This is a genomic window from Pseudomonas sp. LG1E9 (assembly GCF_003290225.1).
Lineage (GTDB): Bacteria > Pseudomonadota > Gammaproteobacteria > Pseudomonadales > Pseudomonadaceae > Aquipseudomonas > Aquipseudomonas cyclaminis.
This window is the reverse complement of the sequence record NZ_CP029983.1, coordinates 2,953,895-2,980,752: the sequence shown is the minus strand read 5'-3', so window position 1 is coordinate 2,980,752 and position 26,858 is coordinate 2,953,895. Positions and strand designations below refer to the sequence as shown.

General features: G+C 63.0%; 24 protein-coding genes and 1 pseudogene. 8 read left to right on the top strand and 17 right to left on the bottom strand.

All coding sequences use genetic code 11. From position 1 onward, the window contains the following. Positions 1-12 precede the first annotated feature (12 nt). The 3 genes and pseudogenes from DNK50_RS29515 to DNK50_RS14065 form a co-directional block, all read right to left on the bottom strand. Positions 13-255 (bottom strand): annotated as a pseudogene (locus DNK50_RS29515) (PAS domain-containing protein); the annotation flags it as partial. 530 nt (positions 256-785) lie between these two features. Beyond that, entirely contained in the window at positions 786-1,718 is a 933-nt protein-coding gene (locus tag DNK50_RS14070) for a p-hydroxyphenylacetate 3-hydroxylase reductase component (protein ID WP_112194629.1), read from the bottom strand. Between the two features lie 56 nt (positions 1,719-1,774). Then, the gene (locus DNK50_RS14065; RefSeq protein ID WP_112194627.1) at positions 1,775-2,944 is read right to left on the bottom strand and encodes a p-hydroxyphenylacetate 3-hydroxylase oxygenase component; all 1,170 of its coding nucleotides are present in this window, start codon (positions 2,942-2,944) and stop codon (positions 1,775-1,777) included. A gap of 236 nt (positions 2,945-3,180) precedes the next feature. Here DNK50_RS14065 and DNK50_RS14060 point away from each other — a divergent pair, with 236 nt between their 5' ends. The 3 genes from DNK50_RS14060 to DNK50_RS14050 all read left to right on the top strand — a co-directional run bounded on the left by DNK50_RS14060 (position 3,181) and on the right by DNK50_RS14050 (position 7,150). Beyond that, complete coding sequence (locus tag DNK50_RS14060) at positions 3,181-4,668, top strand: aldehyde dehydrogenase family protein (protein WP_112194625.1); 1,488 nt, start codon at positions 3,181-3,183, stop codon at positions 4,666-4,668. Positions 4,669-4,905: 237 nt separating this feature from the next. Further along, positions 4,906-5,769, top strand: coding sequence for a sensor domain-containing diguanylate cyclase (locus tag DNK50_RS14055; RefSeq protein ID WP_112196940.1), 864 nt, complete (start codon positions 4,906-4,908; stop codon positions 5,767-5,769). A gap of 238 nt (positions 5,770-6,007) precedes the next feature. Then, entirely contained in the window at positions 6,008-7,150 is a 1,143-nt protein-coding gene (locus tag DNK50_RS14050) for a polysaccharide lyase family 1 protein (protein WP_112194623.1), read from the top strand. 62 nt (positions 7,151-7,212) lie between these two features. On the opposite strand, the gene gspF is transcribed toward DNK50_RS14050, so the two are convergent. The 7 genes from gspF to gspG all read right to left on the bottom strand — a co-directional run bounded on the left by gspF (position 7,213) and on the right by gspG (position 15,271). After that, positions 7,213-8,418 carry a type II secretion system inner membrane protein GspF gene (gspF, locus tag DNK50_RS14045; RefSeq protein ID WP_112194621.1) on the bottom strand — a complete coding sequence of 402 codons (1,206 nt, stop codon included), beginning with the start codon at positions 8,416-8,418 and terminating at the stop codon, positions 7,213-7,215. Next, positions 8,418-9,836 (bottom strand): type II secretion system ATPase GspE, encoded by a 1,419-nt coding sequence (gene gspE / locus DNK50_RS14040; protein WP_112194619.1) that lies wholly within the window; start codon positions 9,834-9,836, stop codon positions 8,418-8,420. Before gspE ends, gspF begins: the two co-directional genes overlap by 1 nt. A gap of 142 nt (positions 9,837-9,978) precedes the next feature. Beyond that, a complete protein-coding gene (gspD, locus tag DNK50_RS14035; protein WP_112194617.1) occupies positions 9,979-12,261 on the bottom strand; it encodes a type II secretion system secretin GspD in 2,283 nt (760 codons plus the stop codon). Continuing rightward, positions 12,258-12,767 (bottom strand): type II secretion system protein GspM, encoded by a 510-nt coding sequence (gene gspM, locus DNK50_RS14030; protein WP_256595604.1) that lies wholly within the window; start codon positions 12,765-12,767, stop codon positions 12,258-12,260. The genes gspD and gspM overlap by 4 nt, the downstream gene beginning before the upstream one ends. Beyond that, on the bottom strand, positions 12,760-13,893 hold the full coding sequence (gene gspL, locus DNK50_RS14025) for a type II secretion system protein GspL (protein WP_112194612.1): 1,134 nt from the start codon (positions 13,891-13,893) through the stop codon (positions 12,760-12,762). The genes gspM and gspL overlap by 8 nt, the downstream gene beginning before the upstream one ends. After that, on the bottom strand, positions 13,890-14,813 hold the full coding sequence (gene gspK, locus DNK50_RS14020) for a type II secretion system minor pseudopilin GspK (RefSeq protein ID WP_112194610.1): 924 nt from the start codon (positions 14,811-14,813) through the stop codon (positions 13,890-13,892). The genes gspL and gspK overlap by 4 nt, the downstream gene beginning before the upstream one ends. Before the next feature lie 8 nt (positions 14,814-14,821). Further along, entirely contained in the window at positions 14,822-15,271 is a 450-nt protein-coding gene (gspG, locus tag DNK50_RS14015; RefSeq protein WP_099585038.1) for a type II secretion system major pseudopilin GspG, read from the bottom strand. 137 nt (positions 15,272-15,408) lie between these two features. On the opposite strand from gspG, the gene gspI reads away from it, so the two are divergent. Beyond that, on the top strand, positions 15,409-15,795 hold the full coding sequence (gene gspI / locus DNK50_RS14010; protein WP_112194608.1) for a type II secretion system minor pseudopilin GspI: 387 nt from the start codon (positions 15,409-15,411) through the stop codon (positions 15,793-15,795). 6 nt (positions 15,796-15,801) lie between these two features. On the opposite strand, the gene DNK50_RS14005 is transcribed toward gspI, so the two are convergent. Continuing rightward, positions 15,802-16,233, bottom strand: a complete 432-nt coding sequence (locus tag DNK50_RS14005; RefSeq protein ID WP_112194606.1) for a type II secretion system protein N — start codon at positions 16,231-16,233, stop codon at positions 15,802-15,804. 68 nt (positions 16,234-16,301) lie between these two features. Between DNK50_RS14005 and gspH the strand changes: the two genes are divergently transcribed. Next, on the top strand, positions 16,302-16,763 hold the full coding sequence (gene gspH / locus DNK50_RS14000) for a type II secretion system minor pseudopilin GspH (protein ID WP_112194604.1): 462 nt from the start codon (positions 16,302-16,304) through the stop codon (positions 16,761-16,763). Beyond that, on the top strand, positions 16,760-17,365 hold the full coding sequence (locus DNK50_RS13995; RefSeq protein WP_112194602.1) for a type II secretion system protein GspJ: 606 nt from the start codon (positions 16,760-16,762) through the stop codon (positions 17,363-17,365). Before gspH ends, DNK50_RS13995 begins: the two co-directional genes overlap by 4 nt. 2 nt (positions 17,366-17,367) lie before the next feature. Here the strand turns inward: DNK50_RS13995 and DNK50_RS13990 are convergent, their stop codons facing one another. The 4 genes from DNK50_RS13990 to DNK50_RS13975 all read right to left on the bottom strand — a co-directional run bounded on the left by DNK50_RS13990 (position 17,368) and on the right by DNK50_RS13975 (position 22,099). After that, positions 17,368-18,846: an amidase gene (locus DNK50_RS13990; RefSeq protein WP_112194600.1), complete on the bottom strand. Its 1,479-nt coding sequence runs from the start codon at positions 18,844-18,846 to the stop codon at positions 17,368-17,370. A 16-nt stretch (positions 18,847-18,862) separates the two neighbouring features. Further along, the gene (locus DNK50_RS13985) at positions 18,863-20,095 is read right to left on the bottom strand and encodes an MFS transporter (protein ID WP_112194599.1); all 1,233 of its coding nucleotides are present in this window, start codon (positions 20,093-20,095) and stop codon (positions 18,863-18,865) included. A 10-nt stretch (positions 20,096-20,105) separates the two neighbouring features. Next, a complete protein-coding gene (locus DNK50_RS13980) occupies positions 20,106-21,038 on the bottom strand; it encodes a transporter (RefSeq protein ID WP_099585045.1) in 933 nt (310 codons plus the stop codon). A gap of 68 nt (positions 21,039-21,106) precedes the next feature. Beyond that, the gene (locus DNK50_RS13975) at positions 21,107-22,099 is read right to left on the bottom strand and encodes a helix-turn-helix domain-containing protein (RefSeq protein ID WP_112194597.1); all 993 of its coding nucleotides are present in this window, start codon (positions 22,097-22,099) and stop codon (positions 21,107-21,109) included. 266 nt (positions 22,100-22,365) lie between these two features. Here DNK50_RS13975 and DNK50_RS13970 point away from each other — a divergent pair, with 266 nt between their 5' ends. Beyond that, on the top strand, positions 22,366-23,406 hold the full coding sequence (locus tag DNK50_RS13970) for an aromatic ring-hydroxylating dioxygenase subunit alpha (protein WP_112194595.1): 1,041 nt from the start codon (positions 22,366-22,368) through the stop codon (positions 23,404-23,406). Then, the gene (locus DNK50_RS13965) at positions 23,403-24,353 is read left to right on the top strand and encodes a PDR/VanB family oxidoreductase (RefSeq protein WP_099585048.1); all 951 of its coding nucleotides are present in this window, start codon (positions 23,403-23,405) and stop codon (positions 24,351-24,353) included. The genes DNK50_RS13970 and DNK50_RS13965 overlap by 4 nt, the downstream gene beginning before the upstream one ends. A 6-nt stretch (positions 24,354-24,359) precedes the next feature. Here DNK50_RS13965 and DNK50_RS13960 read toward each other — a convergent pair whose 3' ends face one another. Further along, complete coding sequence (locus tag DNK50_RS13960) at positions 24,360-25,073, bottom strand: GntR family transcriptional regulator (RefSeq protein ID WP_112194593.1); 714 nt, start codon at positions 25,071-25,073, stop codon at positions 24,360-24,362. A 55-nt stretch (positions 25,074-25,128) separates the two neighbouring features. After that, a complete protein-coding gene (locus DNK50_RS13955; protein ID WP_112194591.1) occupies positions 25,129-26,829 on the bottom strand; it encodes an acyl-CoA dehydrogenase in 1,701 nt (566 codons plus the stop codon). Positions 26,830-26,858: the final 29 nt, after the last annotated feature.

Sequence of the window (26,858 nt, the reverse complement as noted above, 5' to 3'; positions counted from 1 at the left end):
CGTCAACTGCCGCTGGGCATCACGCACTGCCCGCCCGCGCTCGCGACACCAGATGTAGCCACGGCTCTTGTGGCGCATCCGGTATTCGAATACATACTCGCCGCTGCCATGGGACGCGAGGATTTCCCGGTCGAAGATCGCCATGATCTTGGGTAAATCATCGGGATGGGTGACGCTCACCTGAGCATCCCAACCATCGGGCAGCTCATGGGGAGCATAGCCCAGCAGCAGGCGAAACTGATTGAAAATCCGCATCTGGCTGCCGGGGTTCTGCACGTCGCCGTTGACCACGGTGATGTCCCAGCAGCCTTCAGTCATGGTGGAGAGCAGCAGCTCCCAGATCTGCGTTTCCTGTTGATGCTGATCGCAAAGCTGCCGGTATTGGTGCACCTCAGCGTCCAATGTCCCCTCACGCTGGCGGGCCTGCTCCAGTTGTTGTCGAAGGGTTTGAAGCGCCTGTTCGCTGATTGCCTGCTGGGTAGCCTGGTCCCTGGCGGCGGCCTCGGCGAGAAGCCGTTGGTGATCTGCCTGTGCAAGCTGTTGAGCGAGCTGTTGCCTGAGAGACTCCGCGAGGTCCTGCATCGGCTTTTTTTTCTTGAAGAACATCGGTCTGTCCTTTGCGCATCGAGTCTAAACCCTGGATCTGATCGCAAACCGACAGTGATTGCTTGTACGAGCCTGCAAGGGACTTGCGCCTGGCTGCCACACACGATGTGGGAGGGGCTTGCCCCCTCCCACATTTGACCGGCTGTGTCTGCAGGACCGGTGAACTGCTCACCCGCTCATCAGCACTGGCTGATCAACTGCTTGAGCACCGTCTTGAAGGTTTCGATCTGGTCCTGGCTGAACTCGGCAAACACCTTCTCCTGCTGCTCCCGCGCAATCGCCCACAGGTCTTCGGTCTGCTCGACGCCGGCAGCGGTGAGGCGTACGCCGTGTTCATCGTCGTCCACCAGGCCCTTGCGCTTGAGGTTCGCCACCGCATCTTCAATTTCCCGCACTGGCATCGCCACTTCCCGCAACAGCTCGCTGGGGCTTAGCCGGGCATCATTCTCCAGCACCATCAGCATCCGCGCCTCGTTGGTGCGCAGGCCGGTGGACAGTTGCCGGGGCTGGTAGCTGGATTGGTAGGCGCGTACCGCCTGGGTCATCAGGTAGTACAGGTTGTGGCGCAGTCGCCCTTGGAAATGGCTGCTCGGCGGTTGGCTTTCATCACGTTTGGTCATGCGCGTATGGGGCAGGACCATGGAGTACGCGCCCTGATGGTAGAGCAGCGGCGCGCGGCCGAAATCGTCGAAGGCCACCACCTTGCCGATCATGATCCAGTGGTCGCCGCCATCCACTTGCTGGTAGTTCTCGCAGTGAAACCGCGCCGAACAATCGGCGAACACCGGTGCACCGCCCGCCCCGGGTTCGTACGCGATCTCGGCGAAACGGTCGTCCTTGGGCCGCGCAAAATTGTTCGACAGGTCAATCTGGTCTGCCGCCAGCACGTTGACCGCAAAATGGCTGGCCTGCTCGAACACCTCATGGCTGTTGGAGCGTTTGTCGAGGCTCCACAGCACCAGCGGCGGGTCGAGAGACACCGAGTTGAAACTGTTGGCGGTAACACCCACCTGGCGCCCGGTAGAGTCGGCGGCGGTGACCACGGTGACGCCCGTGGCGAAGTTGCCCAGGGCGCGGCGAAAGGCCCGTGGGTCGAAGGTCGATTCAGACATGCAAGACTCCCGGGCTGCGTCAGGCGCAGCCCTGATTGTTGTTTTCAAAAGCACCTTCAGATCATGCTTGGATCGGGCTCCAGGCCCATCAGCTCGCGGCCGAGGATCTGCGCGCAGACGTCGTAGTCGGTGTAGGCATGGGCGCCGGTCATGTGCGAATCGCGGAACAGGCGCTGCATCTCGTTGTGTTCGAACCAGGCATTGCCGCCGGCGGCTTCGAACAGGCGATCCACCGCCTGGATGCACATCTTGGTGGCATACGCCTGGTTGGTGCGCCAGAACGCCAGGGTTTCGCGATCGGGGTAGCGCTGCTGTTCACTGTGCTCGGCATGTTCGGCCCAGGTCTTTTCCAGAAACGCCCGCGCAGCGCCGACCTGGTGCGTCGACTCGGCCAGCCGCATTAACGCCGGAGTCGCCGCACCGACCGCAGCGCCGGTGTAGGCACGCACCCGCGTCCTGGTCTTTTCGCGGAACACCTCCAGCATCCGCTCGGCGACGCCCAGGCTCACCGTGGAAAAACCGCTGGCGAAATACGGACGGTAAGGCGAGTAAAACACCTTGCTGTCCGGGTACAAGCCGAAGCCTGCAGACTTGCCCTCCATCATGTCCTTGGCCTTCTGGATGCGATGCTCCGGTACGAAGGCCTTGTCGATGATCAGGGTCTTGGTGCCGCTGCCTTTCATGCCCGCCGCAAACCAGTCATCGCGGATCTGATAGTCGCTGCGGGGCAGCACCGCAAAGCAGTAATCCTGAGTGCCCTCGGCAGTGGGCCGACGGAAACCGACAATCGCCCATTCAGCGTGGTCGCAACCGCTGCTCCAGCCCATTTCACCGCTGAACAGCACACCGCCCTCGACCGCCTCGGTGCGCCCGAACGGCGCGATGCTGCTGCTGGCCGTGGCATTCGGGTCATCGCCCCAGACTTCCTGCTGCAACTGGGCCGAAAACAAGGCCAGTTGATGACTGTGGGTGCACAGCAAGCTCATGGCCCAAGCCGTGCTGGCGCAGGCTCCGGCGAGCAACGCAATACAGTCGGCAAATTGTGGCAGCGACAACTCCATGCCACCGAACGCCTTGGGCTGGAATGCACGGTGCAGGCCGATGCCTTTGAGCAGCGCAATGTTCTCGGCAGGCACCTTGCGGTCCTGCTCGGCCTGGAAGGCATTGGCGGCGATGGTTGGCAACACGGACTTGAGGTCTTCGAGGAGCGGGTTTGGCTTTTTCATGGATGGCCCTGCTTATTATTGGATGTCCGCGCAACCCCATGAAGCGAGGCGTGGCGCCGGATGCAGGGCCAGTATGGAGCGCGGCTTGCTGGCCGAACATGCACCTTCCAGAGTCAAGATTGTACTTTTCACAGGGCTGGCAGCCACAGACATAGCGCTCGGCAGGCACAGTCAAGCCGGGCACTCCCGTGAGGATTAACCTCGGGGCTTTCTTTGTTCGCGATCAGGAAAACCCCATGAGCGATATTTCACTGCTGCCTCAGGTCGACGCCTTCCTCGCTCGACACCACGCGCTGTTTATCGACGGTGGCTCTGTGCAAAGCCACTCCAGCCGCACGCTGGACGTGATCAACCCGGCCACCGGCCAAGTCATCGCCCAGGTCGCCGACGCCGACCCGGCCGATGTCGATGCGGCTGTAGATTCGGCCCGGCGTGGCTTCAAGCAGTGGTCCCAGGTGGCACCGGCCGTGCGCGGCAATGTGCTGCTTAAACTGGCCGACCTGCTGGAGCAACACCGCGAAGAACTGGCGCAGATCGAAACCTGCCAATCGGGCAAGATCATCCAGATTTCCCGCGCATTCGAAGTCGATCAGGCCGCGCATTTTTTGCGTTACTACGCCGGCTGGGCCACCAAAATCAGCGGCCAGACCATCACCCCGTCGCTGCCCTCCTTCGCTGGCGAGCGCTACACCGCGTTCACCCTGCGTGAGCCGGTCGGGGTGGTGGTCGGCATCGTGCCGTGGAATTTTTCGACCATGATCGCCATCTGGAAGCTCGCCTCGGCGCTTGTGACCGGTTGCAGCATCATCATCAAGCCCAGCGAGTTCACGCCGTTGACCATCCTGCGCATTGCCGAACTGGCGATTGACGCCGGCCTGCCTGCCGGTGTGCTGAACGTACTGACCGGTGGCGGCCTGGTGGGCAAAGCCCTGATCGAACACCCCGGCACCAACAAAGTGTCATTCACCGGCTCGGTGCCGACCGGGATCGCCGTGGGCCAGAGCGCCATGGGCGCCGGACTGACCCGCACTACCCTGGAACTGGGCGGCAAAAACTCGGCCGGATTCCTGCGCGATGTGGATCTGGACAAGGCCGTCAACGGCATCATAGAGGCGGGTTTCCTGCATTCCGGGCAGATCTGCGCCGCCGCCGAGCGCTTCTTTGTGCATCGCTCGCAGATCGAAGCCGTCATGGGCACGCTGGCCCAACGCCTGAGCAGCCTGAACATCGGTTCGCCCCTGGATGAGCGCACCGAATTCGGTCCGGTCACCAACCGCCAACATCAACTCAAACTCGGTGAGTTCTTTGCCAAGGCCCGCGCCGAAAACAACACCATTATTCACGGCGGCCACCTGATCGACCGTCCGGGCTGCTACGTCGAGCCGACGATCATCCTCGCCAACACCGTCAACGACACCTTGCTCAACGAGGAGACCTTCGGCCCTATCGCCACATTCTTCCCCTACGACACTGAAGAGGAGCTGCTGGCCTTGATGAACAACACGCCTTACGGCTTGAGCGCCAGCCTCTGGACCAATGACCTGGGCAAGGCCCTGCGCATGGTGCCCGCCATCGAAGCCGGCACGGTGTGGGTAAACATGCACACCATGCTGGACCCGGCGGTGCCGTTTGGCGGCAATAAATCCTCGGGGATAGGCCGGGAGTTCGGCAGCGCATTCATTGAGGATTACACCGAGCTGAAATCGGTGATGATTCGCTACTGAGCCCAACCGCGAGATTTTTCGGTTTCCTTGTGACGGCCTTTACGGTTCTGGCTATCAAACAACGCGCGCCTGGAAAAAGCATACAAGGTGTCCCATGGGACAGAGTCAAGCATGTCCGGGCCTGACTCTACCTGCCTCGACCACTGCACCGGCCATCAAAAATGTGCAGAATTGCTCGCCGCGTCCCTCCATGATCGGGCTATGATCGGCCGATATGAACCGGACGCCCGATGCCCCATGCCCGTAGACCTGCAAGCGCTCTACCCCAAACTGATCCACCTGATGCTGGATACGGTGTTTGTCGTCGACAGTGATAACCAGATTGTCTTCGTGAGCGACGCCTGCGAAGCCCTGCTCGGCTACCGTGCCGAAGAGCTGACGGGCACGCTGATCACCCGGTACATGCACCCGGAAGACCTGGCACGTACGCGGGCCTCGATTGTCCGGGTCATGAATGGCAAACCCCATGTCGACTTTCGCAACCGCTATATCCGCAAGGATGGCAGTGTCGTGCACATCCTGTGGGCGGCGTTCTGGTCCCAGGAAGTCGGCGCGCGGATCGGGGTCGCACGGGACGTGACGGCGCTTACCCAGGCCGAAGAAGAATTACGCTTCCTTGCCCATCATGATCCGCTGACGGCGCTGACCAACCGGTCGCTGTTCAATGATCGACTGGACGGCGCCCTGCTCGCCGCACGGTCTCACAACAGTGCCCTGGCACTGCTATTTCTGGACATCAATGACTTCAAGGGCATCAATGACGTGCATGGCCATGCCATGGGCGACCGCGTGCTGTGTGTGATTGCCCGGCGGTTGGAACGCTGCGTGCGCGAGGGCGACCTGGTGGCCCGGATGGGCGGGGATGAATTCACCGTGCTGTTGGCGGATGCGCCGTCGCGGGACGCGATTGGCGCAAAGGTGGCGCAGATCCTCGCGGTCATGGCCGAGCCGCTGGGCGCTGAGTTTGGTGAGGTAAAGATGCCGTCCTGCAGTATCGGCGTGGCGATCTATCCGGCGGACGGAGAAGACGCCGATACCCTGCTCAGCCATGCCGACAGTGATATGTACCGGATCAAAAGACACCGGTTTGCCGCTGAGTGACGAGGGGCATTGAGGCGGCTGGGCCTTGTAAACGACCCATCGCCAACCACACCTCGCCATTTGCGAAAGAAAGCACATCATTACGCAATCAGTGGTACGACAACATTCAAATCACATGATAGTATTTCTCATGCAGCGGACGTTCGATTCGCTGCACCAGTGGCAAGGACGTCCGCTCGAGAAACGCGCATGCCTGTGCGCGTTCAACTACTCAAGTTAATCAAGGATCTGATTACTCATGACAAAACCCTCAACTTTCACTGCCTGCAAACTGGCCAGCGCTGTTGTCGGCGCCCTGCTGTTTTCCAGCGTTCCAGCCCACGCAGCGGACATTTGGCTGGATTCGGCCACGACTGGCTGGGCCACTCAGAACGGCGGGACCAAGGGTGGTTCCCGTGCAGCAGCGAATAACATCTACACGGCAAAAAACGCCGCCGAACTGAAAACCGCACTGAAGGCTTCGGTCGGCGCCAACGGCCGCATCATCAAAATCACCGGCATCATCGACATCAGCGAAGGCAAAGCTTATACGACGACTGCCGATATGAAAGTACATGGTCGCCTGGATATTCCCGGTAAAACCACCATCGTCGGTACCACCAGCAATGCCGAAATCCGCGAGGGTTTCTTCTATGCCAAGGAAAACGACGTCATCATCCGCAACATCACCATCGAAAACCCTTGGGACCCTGAGCCGATCTGGGACAAGGACGATGGCAGCGCGGGCAACTGGAACTCCGAGTACGACGGCCTGACCATCGAAGGCGCCAACAACGTGTGGGTCGATCACGTGACCTTCACCGATGGCCGCCGCACCGATGACCAGAACGGCAGCGCCAATGGCCGTCCGAAGCAGCATCACGACGGTGCGCTGGACGTCAAGAACGGCGCCAACTACGTGACCATTTCGTATTCGGCGTTCAAGTCCCACGAGAAGAACAACCTGATCGGTTCCAGCGATTCACGCACCACCGATGACGGCAAGCTCAAGGTCACTATCCACAACACGCTGTTCGAGAACATCTCGGCCCGTGCGCCGCGCGTGCGTTTCGGCCAGGTGCATCTGTACAACAACTACCACGTGGGCAGCACCAGCCATAAGGTCTACCCGTTCTCGTACGCCCATGGCGTGGGCAAGAACTCGAAGATCTTCTCCGAGCGTAACGCCTTCGAAATCAGTGGCATCAGCGGTTGCGACAAGATCGCCGGCGATTACGGTGGCAGTGTCTACCGCGACAGCGGCTCGACCCTCAACGGCAGTGCCCTGAGCTGCTCATGGAGTTCGAGCATCGGCTGGACCCCGCCTTACAGCTACACCCCGCTGGCTGCCGACAAGGTCGCCGCCGACGTCAAGGCCAAGGCCGGCGCCGGTAAGCTCTAAGTGACGGTGCAACATCAGTGAAAGGAAAGCCCTCGGTGACGAGGGCTTTTTTGTGCGCGCGCCTACTGCACCAATTGGTTGATCTCGATGATCGGCAACAACACCGCCAGCACGATCACCAGCACCACCGCGCCCATCACCACGATCATCAGGGGTTCAAGCAGTGCGGTCATGCCCATCGCCCGGCGCTCGATATCGCGGGACAGCGTTTGCGCTGCACGATCCAGCATCGGCGGCAGCGAGCCGGTTTTTTCGCCACTGGCGATCAGGTGGATCAGCAGTGGCGGGAACACTTTCTCCACCGCCAGCGCCGTGGCCAGGCTGACGCCTTCACGCACTTTGGCAGTGGCTTCGTTGACACTTTGGCTCAGGCAATCGTTGGACAGGGTCTGGCGCGCAGCTTCCAACGCACGCAGCAACGGCACCCCGGCACCGCCGAGAATCGCCAGGGTCGACGCAAACCGCGCGGTATTGAGCCCCAGCACAAAGCGCCCGATCAACGGCAGGCGCAATACCCGACGATGCCAGCGCAAACGCGCCACGGAGTTGCGCAGGTACACTCGCCAGCCCCATAACCCTGCCACCAGCGCGCTGAAACACAGCCACCCCCACCCGCGAATGAAATCACTGGCGTTGAGCATGGCCAAGGTCAATCCGGGCAAGTCCTGGCGCGCCTGGGAAAATGCGCTGACCACCTGCGGCACCACGTAGCTGAGCAGGAAGATCACGATAGCAATCGACACCAGCCCGACGACTCCCGGATAGATGAACGCGGTGAGGATTTTACTGCGCAGGTTGTTACGCTCTTCGATGTAATCGGCCAGCCGCTCCATGACCTGGGCGAGGTCACCGGACTCTTCCCCGGCCGCAATCAGCGCCCGGTAAATCTCTGGAAAGTCCCGTGGCCGTGCGGCCAAGGCATCGGCCAGACGCATGCCACCGCGCACATCGGCACGCACCGCAGTCAGGGCCTGGACGATGTGCTTGCGCTCGGCCTGTTCCACCGTGGCACTCAACGCTGCCTCCAACGGCAGGCTGGCGCTGAGCAGGCTGGCCAACTGTCGGGTGGCCCAGGCCAGGTCGTTGTCGGAAAGCTTGGCGCTGAACATCCCCCCGCGCCCAGGCTCACTGTTCTCAAGCTGTACTTGCAAAGCGGTCAAACCGCGCCGGTGCAAAAGGCTGAATGCCTCGCGCTGGCTGTCGGCCTCCAGGTGCCCGGTCTCAACCTTGCCCGTGGCGTCAGCGGCCTCAAAACGGTAGCGGTTCATCAGGCGTCCCGTGTCACGCGCAGCACTTCTTCAGGCGCGGTCACGCCACTGCTGACCCAACGCTCGCCGTCCTCACGCATGCTGAACATGCCGGCGTTGCGCGCTGCGGCTTTAAGCGCCTGTTCGCCGGCGCCCTGATGGATCAGCGTGCGAATGTCATCGTCGATGCAGAACAACTCATGAATGCCGGTGCGGCCGCTGTAACCCGTGTGATTACATGCAACACACCCCAGCGGGCGCCAGGTGCCTGGACTGGCGGAATCTTCTTCCTTGCAGTGCGGACATAGCCGGCGTACCAGGCGCTGCGCCAGAACGCCGAGCATTGACGACGCCAGCAAGAACGGCTCGACGCCCATGTCGATCAAGCGATTGACCGCCGACACCGCGTCGTTGGTGTGCAAGGTGGCCAGCACCAAGTGCCCGGTAAGCGAGGCCTGCACGGCGATCTGCGCGGTTTCCAGGTCGCGGATTTCGCCGATCATGATGATGTCCGGGTCCTGGCGCAGGATCGCCCGCAGCGCCAGGCCGAAGGTCATGTCGATCTTGGCGTTGACCTGGATTTGGCTGATGCCCGGCAAGTCGTACTCCACCGGGTCTTCCACGGTGAGGATATTGCTGGTGCTCGCATCCAGCCGCGCCAACGCCGCGTAGAGGCTGGTGGTCTTGCCGCTGCCGGTGGGCCCGGTGACCAGCACGATGCCGTGGGGCTGGCGGATCAACGTATCGAGGCGCGCCAGCAACTGCGCTTGCATGCCCAGGGTTTCCAACTGCAAACGCCCGGCCTGCTTGTCGAGCAGGCGCATCACCACCCGCTCGCCATGCCCGGTGGGCACCGTCGACACCCGAATATCAATCGGCCGCCCGGCCACCCGCAAGGCGATACGCCCATCCTGGGGCAGGCGTTTTTCGGCGATATCGAGCTGGGCCATGATCTTGATCCGCGACACCAACGCACCGTGCAGCGCTTTGCGCGGCGACACCACATCGCGCAGCGTGCCGTCGACGCGATAGCGCACCACGGAATGGGTTTCGTAGGGTTCGATGTGGATATCACTCGCCTCATCTCGGGCGGCCTGGGTGAGCAAGGCATTGATCATGCGGATCACCGGCGCACCGTCCTGGGTGTCGAGCAGATCGGTGATTTCGGGTATGTCCTGCATCAGGCGGTCGAGGTCCACCTCGTTCTCGGCAGCACCGACCACAGCGGCGGCGCTGCCCGTGTCGGCATAAGCGCTGGCGAGCAGGCCGTCGAGTTCGTCGTCGCGTACCTGCTCAATCGGCGACTCGCCAAACTGGCGCTGGACTTCACTGATGGACCAGCCGGGGGTTGAAGGGCAGACGGTGAGCAGCATGCCTTCGTCGCCGGGCCGCAGAAGGATGCGCTGGGATTTGGCCCAGGCGTAGGGCAGAAGGCTCATACCAGCCTCCCCCAGTAAAATGCGGTCAAAATGTGGGAGGGGGCTTGCCCCCGATGAGGGAGTGTCAGTTGGCAAATTTTTAACTGACCCACCGCCATCGGGGGCAAGCCCCCTCCCACATTTAGTTCTGTGTACAGCAGGCTCATCGCCGTGTCCCTGCCGGAATCGCCTTCTCCACCGAAGGCAACTGCGGCGCCTGCACATCCGGCATCGCCCAACTATGCTCCGGCTGCAACCCACCTTGAGCCCGGCGCATATAGTCATAGCGATTCAACGTAATCGCCCGCCCCGCCCCACTGTCACGGATGATGTAAGGCCGCAAAAAGACCATCAGATTGGTCTTGTTCACCGCCCGCCGCTCATTGCGAAACAACGCCCCCAGCCCCGGAATACTCGACAGCCACGGCACCGCTTCATTGCTCTGGCTGTACCCATCCTGCAGCAAGCCACCCAGGACCATGATCTGCCCATCGTCGAGCAGAATACTGGTGTCGATAGCGCGCTTATTGGTGACGATACCCGCCGAGGCCGCGCTGCTGGAGGCGCGTTCGTCGATGCTGCTGACTTCCTGGTAGATATCCAGCTTGACCGTGCCGCCCTCGGAAATCTGTGGCCGCACATTCAGCTTCAAACCGACCTCTTCGCGGGTGACGGTCTGGAACGGGTTGTTGCTGGTACCGCCGCCGCCCGTCACGTAGCTGCCACTCACGAATGGGATGGTCTGGCCCACAAAAATACTCGCGGCCTCGTTGTCCAGCGTCAGCAAGTTGGGCGTCGACAGCACGTTGGTGCCGCCTTTGCTTTTGAGCGCCCGGGCCAACACCTTGAGGTCCATGACCTTGCCAATGCCGGGCACATCCACCGTGCCATTGATAAAGCCCAGGCTGAGCCCGCCGGGCAGCACGTCAACGCTGGTCTTGCCATTGAGGTTAAACCCCGTGCCGCCCAGGTTGGCGCCGCCGATCACGCCTTTGCCGGCCAGGTCGCCGCTTTGCCACTGCACGCCGAACTCATTGGCGTCGTCCTCACCCACTTCAACGATGAGGCTTTCGATCACCACCTGAGCGCGGCGCTGGTCGAGCATGTCGATGACTTCGCGCAGGTTGCGATACAAAGGTTCCGGGGCGGAAATCAGCAGGGTGTTGGTGGTCGAGTCAGCCTGGAGGGTAACGCCACCGGCACTGAACGCAACGTTTTGCTCGCTCTGTTGCGCACCGGCCTGGCTGGTCGAGTTGCTGGTTGTCTGCGCCGATTCACTGGTGCTGGTGGTACTTTGGCTGCTGCTCTGCCCGGTCTGGCTGCCCGTGGTACTGGCGCCCATCGTGCTGAGTACCGACCGCGCATTATCACCACTGCCGCTGTCGCTCTCGCCGGTCAGCAAACCGCGCAGGGTCTGCGCCAGTTTTGCCGCCTGGGCATTGCGCAGGTACACCACATGAAAATTACTCGGGTTGGCCTGGGCGTTATCGAGCTTATAGATCAGATTGCGTGCCAGCTCGGTCCGCTCGGGGCTGCCGGCGCGGATCACGATGGCGTTGGAGCGGGGATCGCCCACCACCGTGATTTTCTGCGTCGGGTCGCCGCCGGCCTGCTCCAGCAGTTGCGCAACCATCTCGGCGATGTCCACGGCGATGCCGTTCTGAACCTGCACCACATCGGTATCGATAGCACTCGGGGTGTCGATGCCTTCGATCAACTGCGCCACCCGCGTGAGGTTCTCGGCGTAGTCGGTGACCACGATGGTGTTGTTGCCCGGATAGGCGTTGATCGGGTTGTTCGGCGACACAATCGGGCGCAGCACCGGGATCAGGTTCACCGCGTTTTCGTAGTGCAGGCGGAACGTGCGCGTGAGCATGCCATTGCCGCCAGGTTTGTCGGCACTGTAGATCGGCCCGCCCAGTAGCTTGGCATCAGCTTCGGGCACCACTTGCGCGACGCCCCCCACGTCCACCACGCTGAACCCCTGCATGCGCAGCGCCGCCAGCAGCATGTCGTAAGCCTGATGCGCCGGCACCTGCCCTTCGGAAACCAGCGTAAGGCTGCCCTTCACACGTGGGTCCACCAGGAACTGCTGCCCGGTGGCGCGGGACAATGCCCGCACCACGGCCTGAATGTCGGCCTCGACGAAATTCAGCGTGACCGGCTGAGCACCCAACGGTGTGCTCGATACCGTGCCGTTACGACCCGCGCCGCTGCTGCGCGCAGGGCTGGCGACCTTGTGCAGCGGCCGCACCTGCCGTTCGATTTGCACCTGCGCACGTTGCCTGTCCACGAGCGCGTCACCGCTGCGCTGGGTGATGGCCAGGGGCACGCCGAGTTCACTGTCCAACGGCGAATCAACGCTGGGATGCACGCTGCAGGCACCCAACGCCAGCAACATAAACGGCGCCGCCGTCCTTACATAATGGGAACCTGACCACTTCATGAAGCTTCCTTAGCGACCTGCATCTGATCCATGCGGACGGTTCCTGAGAGAGTGCCTGCCGTGTTGTCGGGCGTGGCTTCGCCTGCACGCTGCAAATACGCCTCGACCACGTCCAGGGAAAATTGGTTTGGGTAACTCAATAACCAGCCGATCACCGCATCGGCGGGCGCAGCGTCCAGTGTCAGTTGCCAGCCCCCATCCTGGGCCTGCAAGCGGTAGTGCCCAGCCAATCCGCCGCTATCCAGGGATTGCGCCAAGGCGTGCGCACGGTTCAGCCCGGCAGGCGGGGCTACCTCGCGCAGCAACAGTTCCAGCGCCTGACTCTGGGAACGCAATTTCGGGGTTTCGACCTGCCAGTAGTCGAGCTGCCTGAGGGGGGGTTGGATCAATGAGACCCAGACCAGTAGGCTGGCGAGAAACACCGTCGCGCCACTGAGCATGATTTTTTCGCGGGGGGCCAATGCGTTCCAACGCCCTCGCAACGCCACCAGCCTCTGGCTATTCATCGCTGTCTTCCTGGCTGGCATCAGGCTCAGCGGGCTCGGCCAGCGCGGTGAGCGTCCATACGCGTCCCTCGCGGCTGGCGGAGAGTCCCACCGGGCTCAATGCGGCGTGCACCGTGCTGTCTGCAACGGGAGGCGCCTCGGCCGTCATCTGCACCTGTAACTGGCGCTGGCTGAACGTCAACGCCTGCACGCTGCCGACCATGGACGGCAACGCACTGGCGGCGTGTTTTACCAGGTACGCAAAATCATGCTGGACCTGCGCTGCCCCGCCCCCTTGCCGGGCCGCCAATTGCTGACGGGCCTGTTGCAGGGGATTGAGGATCACCGGCAGCTCTGGAAATGCTTGCTTCATGCGCTGGTTCATCTGCTGTTTGAGCTGTTGCCCCTGGGCGATTTCACGGGCGGCGTAAAGGTTCAGCCCGGCGACCCAGACGCCGACGGCCAGCGCACAACAAGCCGCTGCCCTGCCCCAGCCGGCTGCCGGTGCAGCGCCCTTGCCGATGCCTGCGTGCAAACTCCAACCTGGCGCGGCGCCGCTCCAGCACTGCTGATCCACGGGCCACAGCAGCGTTTCCCCGGCAGCCGCGAGCGCCTGCAGACGGTCCTCGGCCAACGGTTCCACCGCCGCGTGGGCTTGGGTGAAACGCAGCAGTAACTGGCCGTCCACCACGCACGTACTGACCTGCCCTGCCGGCGGCACAGGCAACCGGTAAGGTGCTGGGTACAGGCCGCGAAGCTTCAGTTGATGCAGGCCGAGCAACTGGCCGACCCGATCCAGGGCGGCCTTGGGCAGCCAGCCCAAATGCACCTGCCCAGCGCTGTCCCGAGCACTGTGTGCCACATGCATCTGCTCGCTGCGCCCCAGAATCAGCGCCTGCGCAGCACAGGTGACAGCCGCAGCGGTGCGTGCCGCAGAAAGAGGTGGCAAGTCAATACGGGTGAGGATGCTGTCGGTGGGGTGAAGGAAACACTCGACGCTGTGAGCCTTGAAGGTTTGCCCCAAGCGTTCCAGGGTGCTGCTGGCGATGTGGCGGATGCTGCCGTTGCGGTCCAGTTGCGCGAACTCAAGCTCGCTGTGTGACGTCAAGCCATCCAATGGCGGCAAGGCAATGCGCAGGCGCGTCATACGCCGAGCCTCGACCAGATGACCCTCGGCATCGCGTCTTCCGGGCGATACAGCAGCGCGTCCAACTGAACACGGCGCTGGTTGCGACGGGCCTGCCCGTGGAGCAGGAACCACTCACTGGTGATCCCCACATCAAGTTCATCCACGTTGAGTTTGGGCAATTGCACGCGGTTGACGAAATCGCCGCGATTGATAAACCACTGGCCTCTGTCGCGCCCCGCCACCAACTGGCTGGCCTGGGCCAGGGACAACCCCGGCACGACGGCCGCGAGGACCTCGGCACTGGCCGTGTTGCTGTTGACCCAGGTAGTCACCGGAATAATGCTGAAGTATTGCTCCAACCGGGCCAACAGCGGCTCGTCGAGGCCTTCGATACCGCGCAATTGGTCAAGGCTGCGCAGCATCGGCTGGGTGGCGGGTAACGCTGGCCCCGGCAGGCCTGATGCCGACGCAACCGGCTTGCGTGGGTAGCCCGCGATGACACGTTGGCTGATGCGCTGGGCCAGACGCGCATCTACACCGATCATTGCGCACAGCCGCTCGAAACTGCGCATCTGCCCGAGATCCACCTGCTCGCGGACGACCAAATTGCGCAGATTGAACTTGCCTTGCAGGTCTTCAAGACGGCCTTCGAATTCGCCGTCCTGCGCGGTACGGATCGGGCGCGCCCAGGGCTGGTCGAGCCGGGTCAGCACATCCTGCGCGCGGGCGTCCCGGAGCAATTGCCGGCTGACTTCCAGGCCACCGAGCAGCAAGGCGCTGCCCTGCACACGGGCCTGCTCGGCCTCAAGTGAACGGGTAAACACACTCTGGCGTGTGAGCATGCCAGCGGCGATCACCGCAACCACGGCCGTGATCAGCAAAGCGCTGATAATCGCCATGCCACGCTGTTTCGCCACGGTGGGCGACGGCGGTTTCATGGCGGCGCTTAGAGCTGCCAGGATCCGATATCGGCATTCACACCGTCGCCGTCAGGCTGGCCATCGGCGCCGAGGGAGAAGATATCGACTTCGCCGTTCGCGCCAGGATTCAGGTAATGGTAAGGACGGCCCCACGGGTCGTTGGGCAGGCGCTCCAGATAGGAGCGCCAGTTGGTATTTTTGGCATCTGCGGGGCGCTCGACCAGCACCTTGAGGCCCTGGTTCATGCTGGGATAGGTGCCGTGGTCGAGGCGATACAGCTTGAGTGCCTGCATCAGGCCAGCGACATCTTGCTTCGCCGCAATCGCCCTGGCCTGGTCTGGGCGGTCAAGCACTTTAGGCACGACAATCGCGGCCAGAATGCCGAGGATGACCACCACCACCATGATCTCGATCAAGGTGAAACCTTGCTGGGCGCGGCGGGCGCGAGGCCCACCCTTGCTGCGTGCGAAATCCATATCCACCATCCTTGGCTTGATCCTAATTCGGCGCGCAGTGTAACAAAACTAACTATCTGGATAGCAAAAATAATTGGCCACTGCCGACGGCTCCGCGAGTGCTATTCTGCGGCGTGTTTTTACACCACGAGTGACCCATGGAGCTGTCGCGCAAGGAGCAAGGTTTTACGTTGATCGAGGTGCTCGTCGCCTTGGCGATCATTGCCGTGGCGATGGCGGCGGCGGTGCGCGTGGCGGGCTTGATGACCCAAAGCAATGGGTTGCTGCGCGACCGTTCGATGGCGCTGCTGTCGGCACAGAGCAGGCTCGCCGAACTGCGCCTGGAGGCGCGACTGCCCACCGGACGCAAGGCGTTCGAGTGTGACCAGGGAGCGTTGCAGTTGCGCTGCGAACAACGCATCACTCCCAGCGCCGAAGGACGCCTGATGCGCGTCACCGTGCTGGTGTCGCAGCGCAAGGGCGAGGCACCGCCGTTGGCGCGCCTGGAAACGCTGCTCAACCCACCATCAGGCACACACGAATGAGCCTGCTCAGGGTTGGGTCAATCGCGGCAGCACCAGCGCGTCCGGCAACGTGCTGACCTTGATGCGCTGGGGCTGCGCACCACGCTCGATCACCACGGCATCGCCTTCGATCGCGGCCAGGCGCACACCTTGGGCCAACGACTCACCCACCAGAAAACTGCGCGGTGGGCCATCGTTCAGGCTCAGAATAGCGACCGCACCCCGCGCCCCGGCCATCAACCCGGAGACCTTGATATCCACCGCCGCCGGCTGGCTGGAAAACCACTGCAATGCCGACGTATCAGGGCGTGCGGCCAACACCTGTGGCGTGACCTGCGGCACCTGGGACTCGGCCGGTGTCAGCAACACCGAAGACCAGACCAGCACACCGGCGAGCGCCGTGACCAACGCCACGGCCTGCAACAGGCGCGGCGCCGATAAAGCAAAGAAAGCAACCAAGATACAACCTCCTTGTTGTCCAGCCGGGCAGTCTACAGGAGAGCGTCACAACGAAGGAGCGTTGCGTGATGACCAAGCACAACCAACACGGCTTCACCCTGATCGAACTGATGGTGGTGCTGGTGATCGTCGGCATTGCCAGCGCGGCGATCAGCCTGAGCATCAAACCCGACCCGTTGCAGATGCTGCGCAAGGACGCCAACCGCCTGGTCCAGACCCTGCAAATCGCCCAGGCCGAAGCCCGCGCCGATGGCCGTCCCATCACCTGGCGCGCAGACGCCAAGGGCTTTCGTTTGAGCCGTCGCAACGACACCGGCCCAGGCCTGGATCACTTCATGAACGACCCGCAACTGCGTCCTCGCCCCTGGGAAACACCGTCCATGACGGTACGTGTCATGCCCAGACAACCGGTGGTGCTGAACGCCGAATGGTTCGCCACGCCCTTGCAGTTGCAACTCTCGGACGGCCAGCACCGCCTCACCGTGCAACGCACGGCCACCGGCCAACTACGGGTGGCGAGTGAACCATGAAAACCGACCAGCGCGGCTTCACCCTGATCGAAGTGATGGTGGCGATCATGCTGATGGCCATTGTCAGCCTGATTGCCTGGCGCGGCCTCGACAGCGTGAGCCGTGCCGACAGCCATCTGCAGGCCAGCACCGAACAGACCGAGGCGCTGTTACGCACCTTGAACCAGTTGGACCGCGACCTGGCCCTGCGCGCCAGCGTGGAACTGAGAACCCCAGCCCTGACCCCTGACGAGCAGCCCGAAGGCACCGCCGCCATCAGCCTTCGCAGCGCCGACAATCAGGACTTCCAGTTGAACATCATCCGCAGCGCAGCGTCACCCGAGATCGGTTTGCAGCGCGTGCGCTGGTGGTTGGACGGTGACACGCTGTACCGCGCCACCTCCGTGACCAGGGATCGATACCCGTTGCCGGCGCCGAAAAAAGCGGTAGCGGTGCTGTCCTCCGTCAGCGACCTGCAAGTGCGTATCTGGGAGCCGGGCCAAGGCTGGCGCCAACTCGCCGGCAACCGCAAGGAAGATCCCATCGGCCTGGAGATCAACCTGACTCGCAGGACATTGCAGGGCGAGGAACGCTACCGGCTCGTCGTGGGGCCACTCCAGTAACCTCAGCTGCGTGTTGAGTACGCCGCCAAAGCAGGCACGCCGCAGGCATTGACCGGCGGTATCCGCCCGCGCCAGGGCTGGGCACGTTCCAACTGCGCGGCCAGGGCAAAGAGCGTGGCTTCCTCACCAAAACGCCCGGCGAAGTGGGCGCCCATCGGCAGGCCGGCGGCGCTCCAATACAACGGCACGGACATTGCCGGTTGCCCGCTGGCATTGAACAACGCGGTGAAGGGCGAGTAGCTGTGGAACCGCTCGATCAGTTCATCGAGGCTCAGGCGGTCGTCCTGCAGATCCAACTCACCAATCGGTGCCGGCGCGCGGGCCAGGGTCGGCGTGAGGATCACGTCGTAATCCTGCATGAACACCGCCAACTGCCGTCCCAGCGCGTGTATCCACTCCACGGCACCGGCATATTCGGCACCGCTGACATCGCCCTTGCTGCGCAAGATGATCCGGGTGCGCGCTTCAAGCTCCTCGGGCTGCACCGCAACGCCGCGCATCTGGCCCAGCACGTCGAGATAGTGACGTGTACTGGCGCCGATGATGGTGAAGACCTGATCGAGAAATTCCGGCAGTGCCACCGGCAATTTCACCGGTTCAACCCGATGGCCCAGGGATTGGCACAGCCTGGCCGCCTCCTGCACCGATGCCAGCGCTTCGCTGGAGGTCGGCCAAGGTCCGAGCTGCTCCACCAGCGCGATGCGCAGCGGTCGCGGGTCACGTTGCAACGCCAAGACATAGGGCTGCGCCTGCACCGGTGCCGCATAGGGCGCACCGAGGTCGATCCCGGCCGTTGCATCCAGCAAGGCGGCGCTGTCACGCACCGACAGGGTGATCCCATGGGGCGTGCCCATGCCGGCCCAGCCTTCGCCGACCATCGGCCCTGACGGCAATAATCCGCGACTCGGCTTGAGGCCGAACACCCCACAGCAGGACGCCGGTACACGCAAGGAACCGCCGCCATCGTTGCCGTGGGCGAACGGGACCACACGTGCCGCCACCAGCGCGGCCGCGCCACCGCTGGAACCGCCTGCGCTGTGGCCGGTGTTCCAGGGGTTGCGCGTGGCGCCGAAGCGGGTGGATTCGGTGGAATACGACGTACCGAATTCGGGCGAAGTACTGGTCCCGGCGATCACACAACCGGCCCGGCGCAAACGCGTCACGATTTCCCCTTCAAAGTCGGCGCGGAACCCGCCCAGCGCCACGGAACCATTGGTCATCGCCGCGCCGTTGACCGGCGAAAACAGGTCCTTGATCAAGGTCGGCACGCCAGCGAACACGCCTTGGCCGGGCTGCGCAGTGCGTGAAGCTTCCCGCGCAGAATCGTACAGACGCTCGGCCACCGCGTTGAGCTGCGGCTCCACCCGCTCAATACGATCAATCACGGCTTCAAGCAGCTCGCCGGGTTGCACCTCACCACGGCGGACCCACTCCGCCAGCCCGGTGGCGTCTTCGGTGTCCAACAAATTCTGGATGTGCATGTTCCTCTCCTCTTGATTACGAATGACTTGGCCCGATGGCACCGGGGACCGCTTTGCGTCGCGCATAAAAGCCTGCCAGTGCCCAGACCGATGCCGCGGCAAAACTGGCCAGTGCCAGCCACTGGATGGAGGCGCGCAGGTCGCCGGAGTAGACACTCAGCAGCGCCACCACCAACGGGCTGACAAATTGGCCGAAATACAGGCAAGACGTGAACCCGCCCAGGCCGCGTCCACGTGTCCGGGCGCTCAGGGCATTCATCACCGGCGCCATTACGTTGGGCACCAGCAGCCCGGCGCCCAGGCCGTGAATCAACACCGCCACCAGCACCGCGTTGTAGCTTTGCCCGCGCATCAGCAGCCACAGCCCTGACCCCAGCAAGGTCAGCAACAGCGCGTTGCAACCGGCGATCCCGATGCGTCGACGCAACAGTGGCCAGGCCAGCGAGCCGCCCAGGGTCGCCAGCAGGCCCAACCCCGCCGACAGCCCGATCAGCGTGCTCGACGTCACGCCCAGGCCGACCAGCAGAATCGGCGCCTGGATCGGCACGATAAAACTCAGGACCATACCGCTGAGAATCAACAGGTAACCGAGCACCAGGGGCACCACGGCAACCCTGCCCTCCTCCGGCACGTCGACAGACTGCTGGCGGGTTTGAGGCTCCCACAGCACCTTCATCATCAACGGCACCAGCAGCAATGGCAGCAGGTACAACAGGAACGGCAGGCGCCAGGAATGCTCGCCCAGCGCGCCACCCAGCACGAAGAACAGCGAGCCCACCAGGCCGATGGTCACCACTTGCCGGTTGATGTAGCGCAGCCGTTCCTCACCGTGCCAATAGTCGGCAATCAAGGTGGCGCAACAGGTCATCACCGCCGCTTCGGCGCAGCCGAACAACAGGCGCACACCGACGATGGCCTGCAAGTTGTCCAGCAGTGCCGGCAAGGCGCCGAGCACGGCATACAACAAGGTCGCAATGACCAGCAATGCCTTGCGCCCGACCCGGTCGGCCAGCCACCCGGCCAACGGCGCGCACAGCGCAATCGCCAGCGCCGGGCCGGTGACCGCCAGCGGCACCAGCACGTCGGCGCGGGGTTCCAGTGGGCCAAACGTCGCCCCCAGCTTGGGCAGGATCGGCGCAACCATGACCGCGCCCATGACGGTCAGGCTGCTGCCGAGCATCAGCACCAGCCCTTCGCGGCGACCGCTGGCCTGCCGGGGTGCTGCACACTCAGAACGTGATGGATTCATGACCAGCCCCTTAGAAACTCTGAGAAATACGCAGCGCCACGGTGTAACCCTCGGCACGGTTGCGCGCGTCGGTTTCCTTGTAGGCATGCAGCCAGATCGGAGGCAGGCCCGGCGAGAAGTAACTCACCGCCGGCCCGACCGCCAGCACCCGCGCCCGGTTGCCCGATTGCAGCCCTGGCGCATCGTCATCGCTGAACTGGCGGTAGTAGTAACCACCCACCCCCACCGTCCACGGCCCGAGATGCTGGCCCACGGCAAACTCGTGGCGGTACTCGACACCGTTTTTGTAATCGGTTGCAGGGTTGCGCGTGTTGACGTCGACTTCAAAGCTTGAGGAAACCTCGAAGCCACTGTCGCTGAGGTAGGTGGCGTTGACGATCGGCGAGAACGTCCAGTGATTGAGACCGGGCGAAATCAGCCGGTTCTTGTCGTAGTCACCGGTCGGCGCCTGGATCTGCAATTGCGTGTTGATGAACAGATTCGGCGAGAGGTTCCATTGCAGGATCACCGGCAAGAATTGCACATCAGCCAAGCGAAACGGGTCGGCTTCCAGGCTCAAGGGCCCCATCGGCGTCGGCACCTTGACCGAAGCGTCCATCTTGAAAAACGGCACCACCACGCCAAACCCATAATTGGCACCCAGGATGGTGTGATCGGTCATGCGCATGTAGGCGACGCCAATCGACAAGACGTCCAGCGAGAAATGGTTGTCGACAGAACGGCCGTTGCGGTCTTTCTGCACATTGGCCGAGTAGAACGCCGTGCGCAGGCCCAGGGTGCCGAACGGCGTGGCGGGCGGCATCATCCCCGCGCCAAAGTCATACACCCCGACCGCCGTAGTCGGCGCGCCGTTCTCGGTGGCCTGCACGCCGGCGCAGCAGCCGAGCAGCCCCAGGGTGAACAGCATCTTGCCTGCGGTGCGTGCGTTATTGTTATTGCTCATCGAATGCCCCTCCCATCAAGTGGTGTGGGTCATCCTAGGCAGCAGCGCAGTGGGCGGGTTATCCGTTTTCAGCAGAGTTGCGTGCGACGCAGGGTCTGTGACGGGCTTTCGCCAAACATGGCGCGGTAATCACCGGAGAACCGGCTCAAATGCCAGAAACCCCAGCGTGCGGCCACGTCCTGGACGCCCTGGGATTGCGTGCTCATTCGCAGTTCGCGACGCACTGCATTGAGGCGCAGCGCACGCAAATACGCCACCGGATTGATCCCCAGGGTTTCCTGGAAACAGTATTGGAGTTTGCGCCGGCTGGCACCGATGTGGTTGCACAGGTCGAGGATCGACAACGGCTCGTCGAGGTGACTCAGGGCATATTCGCGAGCACGATCAACCATCCGTTTGCGGGCCGTGGGGGTGAGCGTCGGCGCCTCGTCCGGCGCAATCAATTCGAGCAAGTGCAGCATGACCGCATCGCGCAGGCCACGGCGGATCGAGTCGTGACCCAGCAACGCCTCACGCCGCTGGTCACTGCCCGACAGGTCGTCGAACCACGCCGCGAGTTCACCTTGCACAGACGACTGGCCCAAGCGGTAACACTTGGGAAGATCGGTAATTCGAAAATGGCTGCCCTGGCGTTGCAAGACATGCTCCAGCGCCTGCTCTTCAATCGCCACGCTGAGCAGATCCAGGTGCTGGGGCGTGTGCAGTTCAGGAAGATTATCGCCACGGGCAACCAACAGGCTGGACTCATAAATCGGATGCCCCGAGCAATACACCGGGCCGTGGGCACTCAAGGGAATGCTGAAGGTGATCGCACCGTTCCAGGCCGCACCGCTCTTGATCAAGGCCTGATTAGAGCGGTCGCGCACCAGTTGCATCCAGCCCGAGCGGAACTCGATCAGTTCGCCTTCAAAGGCTCCCGGCGAGACTTGGTCGTAGCTGACGTGCCAACCCCCCAGGTTGCGCGCATGTTCATCGATGTCACGGGTCAGGAAACGCTGGAGAGGTAATGCCGATCCGACACCCGGTACGGGCACAGGCATCTGCCCATTTTTATTATTCATTGACCCCACCTTTCTCGGTTTCACGGTTTACGGTCGGGAATCACGCAAGTTCCATTCCGCGTTCAAGCTGTGCGGCGTATTTGTGCCGAAAACGGATAGCCGGCGCTCGCGGCGCCTCGAACGTTGAACGCGAATTACTGGATCCACAAACAAATAAAACGACCGATAATCGCCCAACAAAACAGCGGATACGCCTTGACTCTTCAACCAGCGAACAATTTAATGGATCCATTAAATAAAAATAACGCTCAGCCTGGAGAGTCACCATGTACCCCAAGAACACGTGGTATGTCGCCTGCACCCCCGATGAAATTGCGCACAAACCCCTGGGTCGACAGATCTGTGGCGAAAAGATGGTGTTTTATCGTGGTCAGGAAGGCGCCGTGGTCGCGGTCGAGGACTTCTGCCCCCACCGTGGCGCGCCGCTTTCGCTGGGCTATGTCGAAAACGGCAACCTGGTCTGCGGTTACCACGGGCTGGTGATGGGCGGCGACGGCAAGACCGTCGACATGCCCGGCCAGCGGGTGCGTGGCTTTCCCTGCAACAAGACCTTTGCCGTGGTGGAACGCTACGGCTTCATCTGGGTCTGGCCTGGCGATCAGGCCCAGGCCGACCCCGCACTGATCCATCATCTGGAATGGGCCGAGAGTGACCAGTGGGCCTACGGCGGCGGCTTGTTTGATATCCAGTGTGACTACCGCTTGATGATCGACAACCTGATGGACCTGACCCACGAAACCTACGTGCATGCTTCCAGCATCGGCCAGAAGGAAATCGACGAGGCGCCGCCCGTGACCACGGTGAACGGTGACGAAGTGGTGACCGCCCGGCACATGGAAAACATCATGGCTCCGCCGTTCTGGCGCATGGCCCTGCGCGGCAACAACCTGGCCGATGATGTGCCGGTGGACCGCTGGCAGATCTGCCGCTTCACCCCACCCAGCCACGTGCTGATCGAAGTCGGCGTGGCCCATGCCGGCAAGGGCGGCTACGACGCCGCGCCCGAGCACAAGGCCGCGAGCATCGTGGTGGACTTCATCACCCCGCAAACCGACACCTCGATCTGGTACTTCTGGGGCATGGCGCGCAACTTCAACCCCAAGGATGAGGCGCTGACCGCGAGCATCCGCGAAGGCCAGGGCAAGATTTTCAGCGAAGACCTGGAGATGCTCGAACGCCAGCAACAGAACCTGCTGGCCCACCCGACGCGCAACCTGCTCAAGCTGAATATCGACGCCGGCGGTGTGCAGTCGCGCAAGATCCTGGAGCGACTGATCGCTCGCGAACGCGCCGGAGAGCCAACATGATCGAGGTCGTGGTGACGTCCCGGCGCACTGAAGCCCAGGACATCTGCAGCTACGAACTGGCCCGCGTCGACGGCGCGCCGCTGCCCCCTTTCAGTGCCGGCGCGCACATCGATGTGCACCTGCCGGATGGGCTGATCCGCCAATATTCCCTGTGCAATCACCCTGAGGAACGTCATCGCTACCTGATCGGCGTGCTCAACGATCCTGCCTCCAGGGGCGGTTCACTCAGCCTGCATCAACAGATCCACGAAGGCAGCCGCCTGACCATCAGCGAACCGCGCAACCTGTTCCCTCTGGCCCACGACGCCCGGCGCAGCCTGCTGTTTGCCGGTGGCATCGGCATCACCCCGATCCTGTGCATGGCCGAGCGGCTGGCCCATACAGGCGCCGATTTCGAACTGCATTACTGCGCCCGCGCCAGTGAGCGTGCGGCGTTTGTCCAGCGCCTCAAGGCGTCGCCGTTTGCCGAGCGGGTGTTCTTGCATTTTGACGAGCAGCCTGACACGGCGCTCGATGCCGCCCAGGTATTGGCGGCCCCCGAGGCCACTGTGCACCTGTACGTCTGCGGCCCCGGCGGCTTTATGCAGCATATCCTCGACAGTGCCCGCGCCCAGGGCTGGCAGGAAGACTGCCTGCACCGTGAATACTTCTCGGCGGCGCCGGTGGACAGCAGCGCTGACGGGTGTTTTTCGGTGAAGGTCGCCAGCAGTGGCCAGGTCTTCGAGATACCCGCCGACAAAAGCGTGGTGCAGGTCCTGGAAAGCCACGGCATCGAGATTGCCGTGTCCTGCGAACAAGGGATTTGTGGCACCTGCCTGACCCGCGTGCTGGAAGGCATACCGGAGCACCGCGACCTGTTTCTCACCGAGCAGGAGCAAGCCGTGAATGACCAGTTCACGCCCTGCTGCTCGCGGGCGAAAACGCCGTTGCTGGTGCTGGATATCTGAACCGCGTCACGACGCGGGCAGGATCACCTTCATGCGCGCGTCGGCGGTGGCTGAGCTGAAAATCTCGGCGTAGCGCAGGGTCGCGTTGGCATGTTCGCGCATGATGGCTTCGGCCCGCGCACCCTGGCGGTTGACCAGCGCGTCGAAGACCGAATGGTGTTGCATATGGGCATAGTTGAAGCGCCGGTATTCGCGAACCATGTCTTCGCGGTCCACCGCCAGCGCGGTCACCGAGGCGAATGGCAGATGGTCATTGCGCGCCAGGGCGTCGGCAATGGCGGGGTTGTGGCTGCCTTCGACAATGACTTGGTGAAAACGCATGTTCAGGTCGTGATAGACCTCAAGATCGTCCTCGGTCACATAGCCTTTTTCGAACAGTTGATCGCCCTCGACCAGGCAGCGCTCCAGCGCGGCGCGTGCCTCGCTGGATAATCCCAGCTCGGCGGTTTGACGTGCAGCCAGGCCTTCGAGCACGCCGCGCACTTCAACCGCGCCGGCGATGTCGCTGGGGCTGACCGAGCGCACCTGATACCCGCGCCCGCCAAACGGCACCAGCAGCCCTTCCTGTTCAAGGGTGCGGAACGCCATGCGCACCGGCATGCGCGACACATCGAAACGTTGCGCCGTGGGGATCTCCATCAGGCGCTCGCCTGCGGCCAACTCCCCGCTGGCGATCATCTTGCGCAGTGCAACCAGCACCAATTGACCGGGCTTGCTCATCCAGGCAACTTCCAGAACTCGTGGGCCGCCATAGTACCGCAAGCGCCTGCCGCCGTCAGACGAACGCCAGCGCGGCCCGCGCGCCGTCTATCGCGCCCAGGTGCTGAGCCAGCCGCGATGGCAGGTAATCAAAAAAGAACCCGGCGCTTTGCAGCTTGGCGCCGCGCACCGGATCTCCTTCGGGCAATGCCCTGGACACCCGTGCGGCCCGCGCCCAGGCAAACGCCAGCAGCGCAACGCCACACAGCTGGAGGAAGTCCGGCGCGGCGCGATAAGGGTATTCGCTGTCTTCCTGGGCATGCTCACGGATGGCACTCACCACCGCATCCAAAGCGTCGCTCAGGCTGCCCAGTGCCAGGCAGAACGCCGCGCATTCGACATGCTCGCTGCCCTGCGCGGCTTCGGCACGCAACTCGTCCAGCAGCAGGCCGAACGAGCGACCTTCATCCCCCAGCACCTTGCGCAGCAACAGGTCATTGGCCTGGATCTCATTGCTGCCCTCGTAGATCATCGCGATACGGCTGTCGCGCAGGGTTTGCTCAATGGCGAACTCGGCGACGTAGCCGTAACCGCCAAAGACCTGCAAGGCATTGCTGGCCTGGCGAAAACCCTGCTCGGTGAAAAACGCCTTGATGACCGGGGTCAGCAACTGCGCCAATGGGTCGGCCTGATCCAGCAGGTGCGCCGCCCAATACCCAATGGCGCGCATGCCCTCGCTGGTGGTGCGCAGCTCCAGCAACACGCGGCGCATGGCCGGGTGATAACGGATCGGGTCGGCCGCCTGGGCTGCCACTTCTTCTGGCCTGGACGGTGCGCGCATCTGCACGCGCTCAGTGGCGTACTGCCGGGCGTTCTGCCACGCCGCTTCGGCATGTCCCAGGCCTTGCAGGCCCACGTGCAGGCGCGCCGAATTCATCATCACAAACATCGCCGCCAGGCCGCGGTTGGCATCACCGATCAGCCAGCCCTGCGCGCCCTCGAACACCAGGGAACAAGTGGCGCTGCCCTTGATGCCCATCTTGTGTTCAAGGCCGTCGCAACGCACGCCATTGGCCTGGCCGTCGTCCAACCGCTTGGGCACCAGGAACAGTGAAATCCCGCGACTGCCCGGCGGCGCATCCGGCAGGCGCGCCAACACCAGGTGCAGGATATCGGGCGTGAAGTCATGCTCGCCGCCAGAAATAAACAGCTTGCTGCCATTCAGGCGGTAACTGCCATCCGCCTGGGGCTCGGCGCGACAACGCAGCAAACCGACGTCGCTGCCGGCCTGGGGCTCGGTCAGGCACATGGTGGGCAAGGCCTGGCCGCTGACGATCTGCGGCAAGTAGCGCGCCTGCAACCAGGGTGCGGCGTGGGTCTTGAGGCACAGGTAGGCGCCGTGGGCGATACCGGTGTACATGGCCCAGGCGTGGTTGCTGGCATAGAGCATTTCTTGCAAGGCCGCGTCCAGCAGCTGCGGCAAGCCCTGCCCGCCTACTGCCTCGGCGCACGCCAGCCCTGGCCAGCCACCGTCGACGTAAGCCTGATACGCCTCGGCAAACCCGTCCGGGGTGCTGACCTGGCCCGCGTGCCAGCGGCAGCCCTGACGATCCCCACTGCTGTTCAGCGGCGCCAGCACGCCCTGGCTGAAGCGGGCGGCCTCCTCCAGCACTTGCATGGCCAGGGGCAGGTCCAGGGTTGCCCACGCAGCGGGCGCCTGCAGCCAATGTTCGAGGACAAACTGCATATCGCGCAGGGGCGCCTCATAGCTCCACATCGGGACACCTCATCGAATTAAAGTCTTGT